The sequence below is a fragment of the Spirillospora sp. NBC_01491 genome (assembly GCF_036227065.1).
GTDB lineage: Bacteria > Actinomycetota > Actinomycetes > Streptosporangiales > Streptosporangiaceae > Spirillospora > Spirillospora xylanilytica.
This window is the reverse complement of the sequence record NZ_CP109432.1, coordinates 759,575-773,244: the sequence shown is the minus strand read 5'-3', so window position 1 is coordinate 773,244 and position 13,670 is coordinate 759,575. Positions and strand designations below refer to the sequence as shown.

15 protein-coding genes and 1 pseudogene are annotated in these 13,670 nt (G+C 68.9%); 8 read left to right on the top strand and 8 right to left on the bottom strand.

The features are described 5' to 3' along the window. Positions 1-17: 17 nt before the first annotated feature. Complete coding sequence (locus OHA34_RS03805; protein ID WP_329520712.1) at positions 18-443, bottom strand: winged helix-turn-helix transcriptional regulator; 426 nt, start codon at positions 441-443, stop codon at positions 18-20. 107 nt (positions 444-550) lie between these two features. Here OHA34_RS03805 and OHA34_RS03800 point away from each other — a divergent pair, with 107 nt between their 5' ends. From OHA34_RS03800 to OHA34_RS03790, 3 genes and pseudogenes are all read left to right on the top strand, one after another. Continuing rightward, positions 551-916: a DoxX family protein gene (locus OHA34_RS03800; RefSeq protein WP_329520711.1), complete on the top strand. Its 366-nt coding sequence runs from the start codon at positions 551-553 to the stop codon at positions 914-916. Positions 917-1,598: 682 nt separating this feature from the next. Further along, the gene (locus tag OHA34_RS03795) at positions 1,599-1,895 is read left to right on the top strand and encodes a hypothetical protein (RefSeq protein ID WP_329520710.1); all 297 of its coding nucleotides are present in this window, start codon (positions 1,599-1,601) and stop codon (positions 1,893-1,895) included. A gap of 215 nt (positions 1,896-2,110) precedes the next feature. Then, positions 2,111-2,947, top strand: a pseudogene (locus tag OHA34_RS03790) (TIGR03619 family F420-dependent LLM class oxidoreductase); the annotation flags it as partial. Positions 2,948-3,064: 117 nt separating this feature from the next. Here OHA34_RS03790 and OHA34_RS03785 read toward each other — a convergent pair. Next, positions 3,065-4,039 carry a helix-turn-helix transcriptional regulator gene (locus tag OHA34_RS03785; RefSeq protein WP_329520709.1) on the bottom strand — a complete coding sequence of 325 codons (975 nt, stop codon included), beginning with the start codon at positions 4,037-4,039 and terminating at the stop codon, positions 3,065-3,067. Positions 4,040-4,175: 136 nt separating this feature from the next. Here OHA34_RS03785 and OHA34_RS03780 point away from each other — a divergent pair, with 136 nt between their 5' ends. Then, entirely contained in the window at positions 4,176-4,571 is a 396-nt protein-coding gene (locus OHA34_RS03780; protein ID WP_329520708.1) for a RidA family protein, read from the top strand. A 157-nt stretch (positions 4,572-4,728) separates the two neighbouring features. On the opposite strand, the gene OHA34_RS03775 is transcribed toward OHA34_RS03780, so the two are convergent. After that, on the bottom strand, positions 4,729-6,282 hold the full coding sequence (locus OHA34_RS03775; protein WP_329520707.1) for an MFS transporter: 1,554 nt from the start codon (positions 6,280-6,282) through the stop codon (positions 4,729-4,731). A gap of 241 nt (positions 6,283-6,523) precedes the next feature. Between OHA34_RS03775 and OHA34_RS03770 the strand changes: the two genes are divergently transcribed. Together OHA34_RS03770 and OHA34_RS03765 are read left to right on the top strand one after the other, a co-directional pair. Further along, positions 6,524-7,195 (top strand): HEAT repeat domain-containing protein, encoded by a 672-nt coding sequence (locus tag OHA34_RS03770; protein WP_329520706.1) that lies wholly within the window; start codon positions 6,524-6,526, stop codon positions 7,193-7,195. A 3-nt stretch (positions 7,196-7,198) separates the two neighbouring features. Beyond that, a complete protein-coding gene (locus OHA34_RS03765; protein WP_329520705.1) occupies positions 7,199-8,203 on the top strand; it encodes a HEAT repeat domain-containing protein in 1,005 nt (334 codons plus the stop codon). Between the two features lie 195 nt (positions 8,204-8,398). Here OHA34_RS03765 and OHA34_RS03760 read toward each other — a convergent pair whose 3' ends face one another. Together OHA34_RS03760 and OHA34_RS03755 are read right to left on the bottom strand one after the other, a co-directional pair. Next, the gene (locus tag OHA34_RS03760; protein WP_329520704.1) at positions 8,399-8,983 is read right to left on the bottom strand and encodes a GNAT family N-acetyltransferase; all 585 of its coding nucleotides are present in this window, start codon (positions 8,981-8,983) and stop codon (positions 8,399-8,401) included. A gap of 460 nt (positions 8,984-9,443) precedes the next feature. Continuing rightward, positions 9,444-9,728 carry a hypothetical protein gene (locus tag OHA34_RS03755; protein ID WP_285943350.1) on the bottom strand — a complete coding sequence of 95 codons (285 nt, stop codon included), beginning with the start codon at positions 9,726-9,728 and terminating at the stop codon, positions 9,444-9,446. A gap of 357 nt (positions 9,729-10,085) precedes the next feature. Here OHA34_RS03755 and OHA34_RS03750 point away from each other — a divergent pair, with 357 nt between their 5' ends. Next, positions 10,086-10,574, top strand: a complete 489-nt coding sequence (locus tag OHA34_RS03750; protein ID WP_285943351.1) for an RICIN domain-containing protein — start codon at positions 10,086-10,088, stop codon at positions 10,572-10,574. Positions 10,575-10,639: 65 nt separating this feature from the next. On the opposite strand, the gene OHA34_RS03745 is transcribed toward OHA34_RS03750, so the two are convergent. After that, complete coding sequence (locus OHA34_RS03745; protein ID WP_285943352.1) at positions 10,640-10,783, bottom strand: hypothetical protein; 144 nt, start codon at positions 10,781-10,783, stop codon at positions 10,640-10,642. A gap of 445 nt (positions 10,784-11,228) precedes the next feature. On the opposite strand from OHA34_RS03745, the gene OHA34_RS03740 reads away from it, so the two are divergent. Beyond that, positions 11,229-12,029, top strand: coding sequence for a thioesterase family protein (locus OHA34_RS03740; RefSeq protein ID WP_285943353.1), 801 nt, complete (start codon positions 11,229-11,231; stop codon positions 12,027-12,029). A gap of 299 nt (positions 12,030-12,328) precedes the next feature. Here the strand turns inward: OHA34_RS03740 and OHA34_RS03735 are convergent, their stop codons facing one another. Further along, complete coding sequence (locus OHA34_RS03735; RefSeq protein WP_285943855.1) at positions 12,329-12,847, bottom strand: hypothetical protein; 519 nt, start codon at positions 12,845-12,847, stop codon at positions 12,329-12,331. 9 nt (positions 12,848-12,856) lie between these two features. Then, positions 12,857-13,609: an alpha/beta fold hydrolase gene (locus OHA34_RS03730; protein ID WP_329520703.1), complete on the bottom strand. Its 753-nt coding sequence runs from the start codon at positions 13,607-13,609 to the stop codon at positions 12,857-12,859. Between the last annotated feature and the right edge of the window lie 61 nt (positions 13,610-13,670).

The following is a 13,670-nucleotide window of genomic DNA, read 5'->3' as shown; positions in this document are numbered from 1 at the left end:
AGGCATCGGTCGCCAGGTCAGCCCGGGTCCGCCGCCGGGGGAAGAGGTGCGGCCGGGCGCGAAGGTCGTCCGCTCCGGGTCTCGTAGGCGGTTCTACTGGCCTCGATGTCGGCGATGTGCTCGATCGCCCAGTCGGCGAGAGCCAGTGCGGGTGGGATGAGGCTCCGCCCGTTCGGGGTCAGCGCGTATTCGACCCTCGGCGGAACCTCCGCGTAGACGGTCCTGGAGACCAGTCCGTCGCGTTCCAGGTTCCGGAGCGTCAGCGTCAGCATCCGCTGGGAGATCCCGGGGATCTGCCGATGCAGATCGGTGAAGCGCAGCCGCTTCTGATCAAGGGTCGCCACGATCAGAAGGGTCCACTTGTCGCAGATCCGGTCGAGGACCGTGCGGATCGTCCGGCCACCGTCTCCGCGGATCATGCAGGTGTGCTCGTACTGCGGCATGACAGCCCCTTGTGCCCTACGCACACGCATGTGCCTTTTGTAAGGCTCTCAATAGTGACGCATCATGGGGCAGCTTACGAAAGGTAACCATCTACCTCGGAGCCCACATGACCGTCGCTTACTGGATCATCGCCGCACTGCTGGCGGTGTTCTACCTCTACGCCGGGGGCAAGAAGGCCGTCCAGAGCCAGGAACGGCTCCAGCCCATGATGGGCTGGGTCGACCGTGTCCCCATGCGGGTCGTCCGGCTGATCGGGGTGCTGGAACTCCTCGGTGCCGCCGGCCTCATCCTGCCGCCGCTGACCGGGATCACGCCGTGGCTCGCCATCGCCGCGGCGACCGGCCTCGTCCTGATCCAGGTCGGCGGAATCGCGGTCCACGTCTCCCGTGGTGAGGCCCGGCAGATCGGACTCAATATCGCCCTCCTGGCCGCTGCGGCCGCGACCGCCTGGCTGGGCGCCACCTGGCTCTGAACGGCGTGTTCACCGGGCTCGGGGAAACTCTGTCGGGAGAAGCGCCTGTTCACGCGTCGTCCATGTCCGACGGAGTTCCGGGCGTGCGGGTGTGGGCAGCCACAAGTGGCATTCAGCGTCGAGTCGCCCCCATGCGCAACTGACGATGAGGCGGTCGTCGGACGTGAACCTCACGGCCGAGACCTCGTGTACGCGGTCGGCGCGGTCATCGGCCAGATGCGCCGACACCTCGGGCCGATGCGGTACGTCGGAATGCGCGTGCACCCATCCGCGCGGGGACTGGACCAGGCCCGGCCCGCTGACATTCACCAGTACCGTCACCCACAGGTCACCGTCGACGGCGAGCCCCGGCGGATGGACGTACCGTTCGACCCAGGCGACCCGGCCCCCGTCCACGGCTCCGCTCAGCACGGTCACCGCGGGGCCGCCGCCGGGTGGTTCCCGATCCTCGTCGGATGGTTCTCGCCACCAGCCGGTGGGGACCGGCCATTCCCGGTACGAGCCGTCCAGCCCGAGGGTCCGGCCGATGGCTGCCAGCAGTTCGGCATGGCTCGGCGGGGCGGGTTCGTCGCCAGACGTCCAGAGATGATCTTGCATGGTGTCACCGTAGGGTCACCCTCGCCCGGCCCGCCGGGACTCGTGGCCGTCGAGGAGCACCCTGGCCTGGACACTCGGCGTCCTGATGGTGCTGCGTTCGATCAGGCCGGTCGGCTTCGGGCTCCTCGGCGACACCCTCACGCTCACCGGACTGCGACCACCACCGGCCCATTACCTCCAGCTCTCCCGCCACCTCGCCCGCTGGGATCTCGTCCTCTGGTCCCCCTTCTTCCTGACCTGGGGCGTCCTCTGGCTCGCCGTCGCCAAGACCGCGAGCACCCACCCCCAGAAGCACGCGAAGCCCCTCTCCCGCGCTGAACAGACCTGCCTAAGCCCGCCTGCGCCACACCATGACCGGCGACTGATGACCGGCGACCGCTGACCGAGCGGCCGGAAGCGCTGAATCGGAGCGGGCGGGAGATTTTTTGCGGTCCGGTGCCGCAAGAATCTCCCGCCCGCTCCGACCATGTACTGAAGGAGGCACGCCTGACCTGGGCGTTTCATGCCCTACGGCTATCATGGAGGATAGGAATGAACCTTCCACGCATCGGCGTCAGCCTTCCGCACGTCGGCCCCTAAGCCGGTCCCGATGCCGTCGTCGCCGTGGCCCAGGCGACCGAACGGCTCGGATTCCACGCCGTGTCCGCCAGCGAGCGGCTGCTGACCCCCGCTGGACCGCACTGGAACAACGACGCGGGCCTGCCTGAGTCCTATGCCTGGGACTCGCTGGAAATGCTGACCTGGGCGGCCGCGCACACTCAGCGGATCCGCGTGTGCACCAGCATCCTGAACTCGATCTTCCAGTCGCCCGTCATCCTGGCCCGCAGGCTCGCCACGCTCGACCAGCTGTCTCAGGGACGGCTGGACGTCGGCATCGGCCAAGGCGGCGGCACCCGGGAGCCGCCGTTCTACATCCCCGAGGAGTTCATCGCGGCGGGCGTGCCGGCAAGCCGCAGAGGCGCCGGATTCGTCGAGCACGTGGCCGCGATGCGGGCCTGCTGGGGTCCCGACCCCGTGGAGTTCCACGGCGAGTACTACCAGATTCCGCCGTCCTTGGTCGGCCCGAAGCCGTGGGGCAGCACCATTCCCCTGCTCATCGGCGCGACGGCCTGCCACACCATCGAACGTGCGGCCCGCATCGGGGATGGCTTCGTCACCGTCGGGGTCGACTGGGACGACACCCGGACACAGATCCGCTGGTACCGAGAGGCCGGCGGCACCGGCACCGTCGTGGTGAACACGATCCCGGTCCCTCCTGGCGTCCCGGTCTCTCCCGCCGACTTCACCGACGCCGTGCTGAGCGACATCGACCGCATCACCGCCGTCGGCGCCGACGAGATGCACATCGCGCTCCATCTCCTGCCTGCCGGCCCGGAGGAGCAGGTCGAGTTGCTGGAAGCCCTCGCGGCCAAGCTCGACCTGCCCACGCCCTAACTGGGCGACGCCGTAGAAGCGCGCCCATCCGTTCCGGCCCCACCCGCTCACCACCCGGCCGATGAGGATCAGGACGGAGGCCGCCGCCGTCCCGCCGCCCGCAGAAGGCGACGATTCTCAGGATGACACTCCGTAGAGGGTGGCGATCGCGGCGGCGCGGTTGCGCAGGGAGGTGCGCAACCACTGCGGGGCCAGGGCTTCCGCGTTCGAGGTGAGTTGCCACAGCGCCCATTCGGCGTGTCTGGGATCTTGGAAGGTCACCTCCAGCCGCAGCCAGCCGTCTGCGTCGGTTTCTTCGGCGAGGACGGCCAGCGCGGTGCCCACCAGGTCCTCGCGGCGCGTCGGGTTCATCCGTACCAGCACGGTGACCTGGTCGCCGCCGGTTCGGAACCGGGTGCTGCGCTCCTGCCAGGCCCGGTCCAGATCGACCCGGTCCGGTCGCTGTGCGGGTTCGGCGAGTTCCTCGGCGGCCAAGAGCCGGGACAGCCGGTAGGTGCGGTCCGCGCCGGACCTCGTGGCCAGCAGGTAGCCCTGGTCGCGCACGGTGACCAGGCCGATCGGGTCCACCGTGCGCCACTTCGGGGTCTGGTCCACGGCCGCGTAGTGGATGCGCAGCTTGTGTCCGGCGAGCACCGCGCGCCGGACCTCGGTCATGACGGTGTCGGGCGCCTCCTCAGCGACCAGCCGGCGCGAGAGGAGGTCGGTCTCGGGGTCGATGAGCAGTCGCTGCGCCGCGCCGGTCGCGGTGGCCCGATAGCTCTCGGGCAGCGCGTCGACCACCTTGAGCATGGCCGAAGCGAGCGCCGAGCCGAGGCCGAATGCCTGCGCGCCGCGCCGCGATCCGGCGATCACCAGGGCGAGTGCCTCGTCGTGGTTCAGTCCGGTGAGGTCGGTCTGGAAACCGGGCAGCAATGCGAAACCGCCGTGCCGGCCGCGTTCGGCGTAGACCGGGACGCCGGCCGCCGACAGCGCCTCAATGTCGCGCAGCACGGTGCGGGTGGACACCTCCAGCTCGCGGGCCAGCGTGGCCGCGGACAGCCGACCGCGCTGGCGCAGCAGCAGCACCAGGGAGACCAACCGATCGGCGCGCATACGGGAATTCTACCGAAATACACGACATAGGATGTCGTGATTTTCCGGGAGGCTCATCAGCAGGACGGAACGGATGGCGGCTACCGAGCCGATGGACGTCCGTGATGTCGATGAACCAAATGGAGCTGAAGTGGCGATGGAACGAACTGCGGTCAACCCGTGGGCGTGGTCAGCGGAGATGGGGTACAACCAGGGTGAGATCGTCTCCGGGCACACCCGGACCCTGTACTGCGCCGGGCAGACCGCGATGAGCGGCGACGGCAAGCCCCAGCATGCCGGTGACATGGCGGCGCAGCTGGCGCTGAGCCTCGACAATCTGGAGGCCGTGCTCGCCGAGGCCGGCATGTCCCTCGCGAGCCTCGTCCGGCTCAACGTCTACACCACCGACGTCGATCGGCTCTTCGAGCACTACGGCGTGCTGGCGTCGCGGTTGGGCGCCGCCGGGGTGGCGCCGTCCACCACGATGCTCGGAGTGACACGGCTGGCGATCCCCACCCTGATGGTCGAGCTTGAGGGGACCGCCGTCGCGTAATGCGACCTCGCCGCCTCCGGTAGGGCTGCCGGAGGCGGCATGCGGGCCTGATCACCGACGCCCCATCAGGCGGCTCAAGGCAGGCGCGGCCACGGGCATGCCCCCTCGGTCGCAGCGATGACCCGCTCCGGGCAGGTGCGGATGCGCCGGGCGCCGGTCAGCTCCGCCGGGATCGGCGATGCACCCGCAGGAAGCACACCGCCAGGCCCGCGAAGATGATCGCGCCGGCGACTCCCGCCACGTGCAACCCACCGGTGAACGCGTCGTGCGCTGCGCGCAGCAGGTCGGCCGCGGCCCGATCGGGAAGCCAATGCGCCGATCCCACCGCGCCGGCCAGCGACTCCTGGGCCGAATGCGCCGCACCCGCAGGCAGCCCGGCCGACGTCGCGTCCGCCACCGGGTCGGCCATCTGCTGCCGGTAGAGGCCGGCGCCGGCCGCGCCGAGCAGCGCCATGCCCAGCGACCCGCCGAGGAAGTTGCTGGTCTCCGACATCGACGCGGCCGAGCCGGCCCGCTCCGTCGGCACCGCGCTCATGACCACGCCGATGCCGAGCGCGAACAGCGGACCGGTGCCCAGCGCCAGCACCGCCAACGCGATCACCAACAGCAGCGGCCCGCCGCCGGCGCCGACCTGCGTGATCAGCAGACAGCCCAGCACCGAGCAGGTCAGCCCGGCCGCGATCGCGGCGGGCGCCGGCAGCCTCCGGCCCAGCATCGGCGCCAGCATCGTGCTCAGCCCCACGGCCAGCCCCATCGGCGTGAACCACAGGGCCGCGGTGGTCGGCGACAGGTCGAGCACGCTCTGCAGGAACTGGGTCCCCAGCAGCCCGGTGCCGGCCATCGTGGCGCCGACCAGAACCAGCGCGCACAGCACCGCGGTGAAGGTCGGGCTCCGGAACAGCCGCAGGTCAAGCAGGGGAGTGGCCAGGCGCAGTTGCCGCCGGACGAACAGGACGCCGACGCCGACACCGACGCCGATCGCGGCCACCGGCAGCGCCGGGCCGCCGCCCTCGGACACGGCCAGCCGCTTGATCCCGTAGACGATCGGCAACACGGCCACCAGCGACAGCGCCACGCTGGCCAGGTCCAGCCTGCCGTGGGCCGGGGTGCGGTACTCCGGCAGCAGCACCGGCCCGGCCACCAGCACCAGCACCATCACCGGCGCGGCCACCAGGAACACCGAACCCCACCAGAAGTGCTGTAGCAGGAACCCGCCGAGCACCGGCCCGAGGGCCGCACTCGTGAAGTTGCCGGTGGCCCAGATCGAGATGGCCCGTCCGCGCTGCCGCTCCTCGGTGAACATGCTGGTGATCAGCGCCAGCGTGGACGGCATCAGGGCGGCGCCGGCCAGCCCGAGCAGCAGCCGCGCCGCGATCAGCATCTCCGCGCTCGTCGAGAACGCGGCCAGCACGGACACGGCGCCGAACCCGGCCGCGCCGATTAGCAGCAGCCTGCGCCGGCCGATCCGGTCGCCCAGCGTGCCCATCGTGATCACGAACCCGGCCGTCATGAAGCCGTAGCCGTCGGTGATCCACAACTGCTCAGTGCTACTCGGCTCCAGGTCCGCCGTCAGCCTCGGCAGTGCCAGGAACAGGACGTTCATGTCCAGACTGACCAGCAGGGTGGGCAGCGTCAGCAGCGCCAGGCCGAGCCAGGCCCGCCGCCCGGCCCGCTCCACGGCCGGTTCCGTCTCGGTCGTCGTCGTGCTCATGGGTCAACCTCCTTCGGGTTGGTCGTCACGGTGAGGTCGGAGCCGATCGATGGTTCTTGACCCGCGCCGGCAGAAACGGCTGACCTGCTGAATCCGTCGCCAAAGGAGGAGCTGACCGAGACCGGGCCGCCAAAGAGATCCCCAGGACTCACAGGTCGTGGAGAAGGGCAGTGTTGCGAGTGGTCCTGCTTGACCTTGACACAGTGGCAAGGTCTTCACTGTTGCCGAGGAGGTGGTTCCGATGACCATGCCGAAACCGGACACGGATACGATTCGAGCTCTCCAGGGGCTGGAGGACAGCCGCTCGTCGGTGCGGCTGCGGGCGGCGCTGGCGGTCGGCACGGCCCCTGACCCGCGGTTCATCGACATGCTCATCGAGCGATGCGCGATCGAACCAGAGTTCCACGTGCGCGACACGCTTACGTGGGCACTCACGCGCCACTCCTCATCATTGACGGTCCCCAGGCTTCTCGATGAAGTCCGCTCAGAGCGTGCGCAGGCACGGAGCCAGGCGTTGCACACGCTGTCCAAGATCGGGGATCGGCAGGCGTGGCCGGCGATCACCCGGGCGCTGCTGTCCGACGCCGACGATGAGGTGGCGCGGAGCGCTTGGCGGGCAGCGGTCGTGCTCGTGCCCGAAGGTGAAGAACGCGATTTGGCCGCAGTGTTGTCGACACAGCTCGGACGCGGTGAACGTGAGACGCAGCTGAGCCTCAGCCGGGCGCTGATCGCGCTCGGTGAGGCGATTCTGCCGATCCTGCGCGCTGCGACGACGGATCTCGCCCCTCGCGTGCGCGCGCACGCGATCGCCACGGAGCGGCTGTGGCGCGACCCGGACGCCGGATTCGAGTTCGCGATCGAGGAGGCGAAACGCGTCGTAGCCCTCGGCGGGACCGGCCAGGAGGGGGAGTAGGCGATGTTGATCGGTGATGTGGCACGACGGTCCGGGGTCAGCGCCCGCATGCTCAGGCACTACGACTCGCTCGGCCTGGCGCGGCCGACGGGTCGTACCGCCGCCGGCTATCGGGAGTACTCCGGCGAGGACATCCGGCGGATCTTCCATATCGAGAGCCTGCGGTCCTTGGGGCTGTCGCTGCGTGATGTCAGGCGCGCGCTCGATGACCCCGGTTTCGCGCCCTCAGAGCTCGTCGCCGACCTCATCCGCCAGACGCGAGAACGCATTGCAGGTGAGACGGAGCTGCTCACGCGGCTCCGTCGGATCGGTGCCGCGGAACCCGCCGGCTGGGAGGACGTCCTCCAGATCGTCGCACTCCTCCAGGCACTGGAGTCGAAGAGCGCCGGGAAGCGCCAGCGCGCGGTCCTGTCCTCGGTCGAAGACGTTCCGGTGCCAGTGGAAGCACTGGTCGAGGCAGCGCTGAGCGAGACCGACCCGCATGTCGCCGGAGCCCTTCGATGGGCTCTGGCGCAATCGGGCGAGGGCGGATTGGCGCTGCTGGAGGAGGGCCTCGGCGCACCAGTAGCCGAGGTGCGGAAACGAGCCGTCCAGTCCATCGCCGAAATTCCGAACGGTGAGGCGACCGCACTGCTACAGGACGCCCTCGCGAACTCCGACATCGTCGTCCGCAGGTATGCGGCTCTGGCACTCGGGGCACGTGGAGTGGCCGACGCGGTCCCGACGCTCATCGATATGGTCGTCGAGGAGACGAATGACGTCGATGCAGCCGATGCACTGAGCGCGCTGGCGAGTCGTCCCGCATTGGCGGATCAGATCGCCACCAGGCTCATTGACCACCTAGCCCACGGGACCGGTGATTCGTCCGCGCGTCGACGGCTGGCACAGGCGCTCGCGGATATCCCGGGAAGCACGGCCTCACGTGCACTCGCAGACCTGTCACATGACGAAGACCGTGCCGTCGCGCTTACTGCGGCATACATTCTCGGGATACGCAACGCACGATAGCGGGTCCTTCCAAGGGTGCTGTGTGCGTGAGGCCCGGTTGTCCCGGCGGGAAGGCGGCACCGGCCGGTCACGGACGAGGTGGCGCACGTCGTGCTCGTCGAGGGCCCGACGCCACCCAGGACGGCACGTGGACGCCCATGCAGGGGAGTGCGTGGCCTTCCTGGCGCGTCGTAGGTCGTATCGGCTGCCCAACTTTCAGCGTGGGCCAGACATGGGAGACCGGGCCTTGAACGAGTGCAGGTCGGCTACAGCGAGGGTTTGCTCCGCGTCATACGCCTCGAAGGTGCCCATGCGCTGGAAGCCGAGACGGGTGGCGAGTTTGAGGGAACGCTCGTTGGCCGTCTGGGTCACCGCCAAGACCGGCTGGTCGGGCAGCTCGCCGGCAGCGGCGCGCAACATGGCCGTGGCGGCCTCGAATGCCAGCCCCGCACCCCAACGTCCGCGCCGGAGCAGGTAGCTCAGCTCCAGCTCCCCGCCTTCCTCGGTGACATGTCCGGGCAGGTCGGCCGAGCGGCGGTCGAGTACGAGTGTCCCGATGAACTGGTCGGTTTCCTCGTCGGCGATGACATAGGTACCGGGCTTGTCTGCAATGGCGCTGATGCCGTTCGCGTCGAAGTACTGCTCGACGACGCCACGGGGCCGCGGTCCGCCGAGGTGCGCACGGACCTGTGGATCGGTCTGGAGCTCGATGAGGCCGTCGATGTCGGCGTCGTGCGCTTTTCGCAGCCGGAGACGATTCGTGGTGATCTCAGTGGCAGACAATGTAAGTAGTGCGTTCATGAGATCCATTATCCCGGCTCATTGGATCGAGCCACCACTACCGAGGCTGCCGGCCGGCTCACTCCCACCGATGCACGGTTTGGGCACTGCTGGGTGCCCGGGCGCTCAGATCCAGGTCGAGACGGCCCGGTTCTCGTATGCCACCGCCAGGTGGTATGAGCGCGGACAGGCGCGGCTGTCAGGCGGTGGATCGGGGTTCTGCGCACCACGGCGTGACGCACCCGGCGCGGAGGACCGCCGCTCCGTCAGCCTGACTGTCACCGCGTCCAGCTCGGCAGGTACACGACATGCACTATCCCCTGGCGATCCGGTTCATGAATCGAATAGTCGAAGCCCACGCAGTAGTGGTAGTTGCACCCGCCGGGGAAGTATCGGTAACTGCGGGCGGCCACTGCGGGGCCGGTCTTCGCCACCTCGAAGAAGTGCCGTGCCTGTTCCCTGAACACGGTGGAGCTGCCCGTCAGGAACAGCGTCTGCCCGTGCACGGGCACGGGCACGGCGCGGTGCGGGTCGGGAGGTAGATGATCGAACGCCGCGACCGTGCCGCCAACAGCCAGAACGCGCCCATCAGGCGCCCTTCCATCCGGTCCACAATGAAGTTGAACCAGTCGTCCATCTGGCGCAATGACGCGTTCTTCAAAGGGCGGGCGGGCCTGACGACGCGATACTCGCGGTCGTCCAGCCGCACCCGCTGAACAGCGATCCGCACCCGCCGGTCGCCCGGCCGCATTCCTTGTACGACCATCCGGCAACGGTAAGAACGATCTCGCCGCGCGGCCATCCATTTGTCGGAATGTCATCGGGATCGACGGCGGCGGGGCGGTTGGACAGGTGAAGGGCGGGACCGCGATGCGGTCCCGCCCTTCGTGCGGGGTGTCGCCGGGTGATCGGCCGTGTGGTCGACTCGCGGTGGCCAGCTCGGCGCCGCGCCGGTCGAGTTCCATGTAGCCCAGTTCGTCGATGCAGAGCAGGTCGACGCGTCCGTCGGCGAGGCCCCCGGCTCATGTGAGTGAGTCGTTTCGGCGCGTTGCGCCGCTCAGGCGACCACCCCCGTAGCAAGATGACCGCAGTGTGGTCAACTTGCTACGGAAGGTTGCTTGGTATGTTCGTTCGCTACTCGCGCCGCACGGTCGACCTACGCCACGTGTCCGCAGTCACCGTGACCGCTGCGCTCGCCGCCGGTGCAGGCGCCGGGCCGGCTCGGGCGTCGGCTCCGCAGGTGGTGACCATGAACGGTTCCTCGGTCAGCGCCGCTCCCTACAAAGGACTGAAGACGCAGAGCTTCCGCCTCGTTGATCAGAAGGACGGCAGTACCGGTATCCGCTCCTTCTACGACGACAAGATGGTGCTGACGCTGAACGGCACGTCGGTCTCCGGCCAGAAGTACGCCGGGAACGCCTGGCAGAGCTTCATGATGGTCAAGCAGAAGGACGGCAGCACCGGTATCCGCTCCTACTACAAGCGCACGGCGCTGACCATGCAGAACGGCCGCGTGTTCGGCGCGCAATACACAGGTCAGAAGACGCAGAGCTTCAAGGTGGTCAAGCAGAGCGACGGCAGCACCGGCATCCGCGCCTTCTACAGCAAGTGACACCCGGCCCCGGGCAGGTCCTCGACCGGCCCCGACCGCACAACGACTCCTCGTCCTGCCAGGCGTCACACCGTGTGCAGGTCCGCGCCCGCGTGCACGGCCGCGCTGCCGGACTGGAACACCCCCGAGCGGATCCGGGAACGCTCGGCCTGGCCGCTGCCCGGCCTCGAGGTCCTGGCCGACATCGCCGCCCAGCTCCGCAGCACCATCGCCCACGCCGTCGACCTCCCTGATGAAGGCCCGGATCGCACTGCACTCCAACGGTACTGTCGGGCCTTCGCCGGAGGAGAACCTCGCTGAGCAGGCTGACGCCCTCGCCGGGCTGTCCTCGGGCGGCGCCCACCCGGCGCCGGTCGTCCCGGGGTTCCGTCCGGTCTTCTGGTCGGTGTTCTGTTCAGGGGCTGTCCATGAACAGGACGCCCGACCACCACCGACACCGCAGCCCGGGGATCAGCGCAGGGTTCCGATCGTGGGCCCTGACTGCCCTTGATCCGGCGAGCGCGAATGGGCCCCACCTTTGGCTGGGGAAGCTCACTTGATGGTTTCGCTCGTGTCCCGGCCCAAGAGTCCGAGGCAGTGCCATCGAGCGGCAGAGGCGGCCCCTCGCCCGCCCCAGGTCCAGGAAGCTTCCGGCTGTTCAGTAGCTTCTGCCTCATGCAGCAGATCACCGAGTACCTCTTCGACCAGGACACCCGGCTCACCTCGGCCGGCGTCGACATCTATGCCGCCCAGCTCACCGACCGCTGGAACACCGCCAGCGGCAACCCCAACGGTGGCTACCTGATGGCGGTGGGTGTTCGTGCTCTGCAGCAGCACTCCAAGTTCGGCGATCCGCTGGTGGCCTCGGCGTTCTTTCTCCGGCCCGGGGCACCCGGAACAGCCCGGATCCAGGTGGAGACGGCCCGCCAGGGGCGCCGGACGTCCACCAGTGAGGCCCGGATGCACCAGGACGGCAAGGAGATCTTGCGCGTCGTCGCCACGTTCGCCGACCTCGACCAGTCCAACGGCCGCACCCTGTCCCTGGCGCCCATGCCCGACCTGCCCGCGCCGGACGAGCTCGTGGACCCGCTGGCCGACGTCGCCCTGCCCGGCATCACCGTCGCCGACCGGGTCGAATACCGCGCGACCCGGCCGCCCGGCTGGCTGCGCGGCGAGCCCAGCGGCGAACCCAGCATGACCTTTTGGATGAGGTTCGCCGACGGCCGTGAACCCGACCTGGTGAGCCTGCCGTTCCTCGCCGACGCCGCCTACCCGGCCGTCATGGAACTGGGGGAACTCCCCTCCGCCACCGTTGAACTGACCATCCACCTGCGCAACCGACCTGCCCCCGGTTGGCTCGCCTGCCAGATCAACACCCGGCACCTCACCGGTGGCTTCCACGAAGAAGACTGCGATATCTGGGACTCCCAGGGCACTCTGATCGCCCAGTCCCGGCAACTCGCCCTTCTCCCATAGCCGGACCTCACCGAGACCAGCCTCAGCTCGCTTCCGCTCGGCCTCCGTCATGATGTCTCAGGTTCGATGGCAAGTAGCGGTCGAGGGCCTTGTCACTCGACCTGAGGCACCAACGGCCGTTCAACCGCCTCACTCTCGCTGGCACGGGACAGCTCGGTCAAGTGGGTTCGGCGGCTTGGCGGGCGCGGGTGTGGGCCATGCGGGATGAGTAGGTGGACTTGCCGGTGCCCGAGTCGCCGATCAGGCAGAGCGTGTATCCCTTCCGACCCATTCGACAGCCGGAAGACGAACAGGAGTTACTAGGCCATCGTCCCGGCCAGGTTGATCCACACGTCTCCGAAGTTGACCTCGGCCTCGACCCCGGGCTGGTGAACCTGGTCGATGGGCACCTCGGGCGGCGAGCCCCGGCCCGCCTCGGCCATGATCTGCGGTTTGCGGCAGACCACGTAGTTGGCGACGGCGGAGTAGGAGATGCCTTCCATCTCCCGCTCGGCGACCAGGCGTTTGAAGATGCGCCGCACCGTGTGCCGCTGCTTGCGTGGGGCATCCAGGTCCGTCCACAGGATCTGGTCGATCACCGGCTTGAACGGATCCAGCCGCGAGGACCGGGGGGGTGGCTTCTTACGCGGAGCCGGCGGCAACGCCGAGGTCAGCGCCTCACGTACCGTCCGCCGATGCCCCTGGTACTTCTTGGCCAGTGGCGATGGCTTTGGCAGCGCCGCCAGGCGCAGCGCGTCGTGGTGGAGAAGGTCGCTTTCGTCCTGCCCGCTGCGGATTCTTACCGCACACAATGGCTTCTGGCGAGCCTTCGTCGCCACGGCGCACGTTTACCTCTCACGCAGGAATGGCAGCACTCGGGGGAGTGTTCGGTCCGGTCGGCGGATGGCGCCGCCATGGTCGGCGTCGGGGACGGAGAAGAACTCGATGCCCTGGGCGCGGGCGTAGTCCTGCATGGGGTCGTGCCAGGGGTCGGCCGTGCCCGCATACATCAGCGTGGGCACCCCGGAGGCGGCCAGCGCGCCGCCCAGGCCGGGCTCCTGGGAGAACATGTCGTAGTTGGCTCGGTATGCGGCCGTGTCGCCGGCGTCCATCACAGCGGTCTGGTAGGGGGATTCCAGCGCGCCGTTCCTGACGATCTTGTAGACGTCGAAATCGGCGGGCAGTCCGAGCGCGGCGAGCGTGTCGGGGACCCGTGCCAGGAAGCCGTTGGGGTCGAATGCTCCGGCCACCAGCCGGGTCAGCCGTTCTGGGGCGTGCGCGGCCACCGCGTAACCGGTCATCGCGCCCAGGGAGTACCCCCAGAAGGCCGCCCGGTCCAGGCCGAGGTCGTCCAGCACGGCGACGACGTACGCGGCGCGCCGCTCGACCGCGTAGGCCGCGCGCTCGCGGGGCGCGTCGCTGGCGCCCAGCCCGAGCGGGTCGACGGCGATCACCGTGTGCGATGCCGCCAGGGCGTCGGTGTAGCCGAGATGGGCCCAGTGCCCGCCGTCTTCGAACATGCCCGGGTGCAGCACCACGGGTGAGCCGCTCCCGGTCACCTCATAGGCGATCTTGCGTCCGTCACTTCGCGCGAAAGGCATGAAGACATCCTTCTGGCCAGGAACGTTACGACTTGTAACGACACTCATCTTGGGAAAGGAT

Coding starts and splice junctions, on each gene's coding strand:
- OHA34_RS03805 (WP_329520712.1), bottom strand. CDS start 443: ATGCCGCAGTACGAGCACACCTGCATGATCCGCGGAGACGGTGGCCGG.
- OHA34_RS03800 (WP_329520711.1), top strand. CDS start 551: ATGACCGTCGCTTACTGGATCATCGCCGCACTGCTGGCGGTGTTCTAC.
- OHA34_RS03795 (WP_329520710.1), top strand. CDS start 1,599: ATGGTGCTGCGTTCGATCAGGCCGGTCGGCTTCGGGCTCCTCGGCGAC.
- OHA34_RS03785 (WP_329520709.1), bottom strand. CDS start 4,039: ATGCGCGCCGATCGGTTGGTCTCCCTGGTGCTGCTGCTGCGCCAGCGC.
- OHA34_RS03780 (WP_329520708.1), top strand. CDS start 4,176: ATGGAACGAACTGCGGTCAACCCGTGGGCGTGGTCAGCGGAGATGGGG.
- OHA34_RS03775 (WP_329520707.1), bottom strand. CDS start 6,282: ATGAGCACGACGACGACCGAGACGGAACCGGCCGTGGAGCGGGCCGGG.
- OHA34_RS03770 (WP_329520706.1), top strand. CDS start 6,524: ATGACCATGCCGAAACCGGACACGGATACGATTCGAGCTCTCCAGGGG.
- OHA34_RS03765 (WP_329520705.1), top strand. CDS start 7,199: ATGTTGATCGGTGATGTGGCACGACGGTCCGGGGTCAGCGCCCGCATG.
- OHA34_RS03760 (WP_329520704.1), bottom strand. CDS start 8,983: ATGAACGCACTACTTACATTGTCTGCCACTGAGATCACCACGAATCGT.
- OHA34_RS03755 (WP_285943350.1), bottom strand. CDS start 9,728: ATGGTCGTACAAGGAATGCGGCCGGGCGACCGGCGGGTGCGGATCGCT.
- OHA34_RS03750 (WP_285943351.1), top strand. CDS start 10,086: ATGTTCGTTCGCTACTCGCGCCGCACGGTCGACCTACGCCACGTGTCC.
- OHA34_RS03745 (WP_285943352.1), bottom strand. CDS start 10,783: ATGGTGCTGCGGAGCTGGGCGGCGATGTCGGCCAGGACCTCGAGGCCG.
- OHA34_RS03740 (WP_285943353.1), top strand. CDS start 11,229: ATGCAGCAGATCACCGAGTACCTCTTCGACCAGGACACCCGGCTCACC.
- OHA34_RS03730 (WP_329520703.1), bottom strand. CDS start 13,609: ATGCCTTTCGCGCGAAGTGACGGACGCAAGATCGCCTATGAGGTGACC.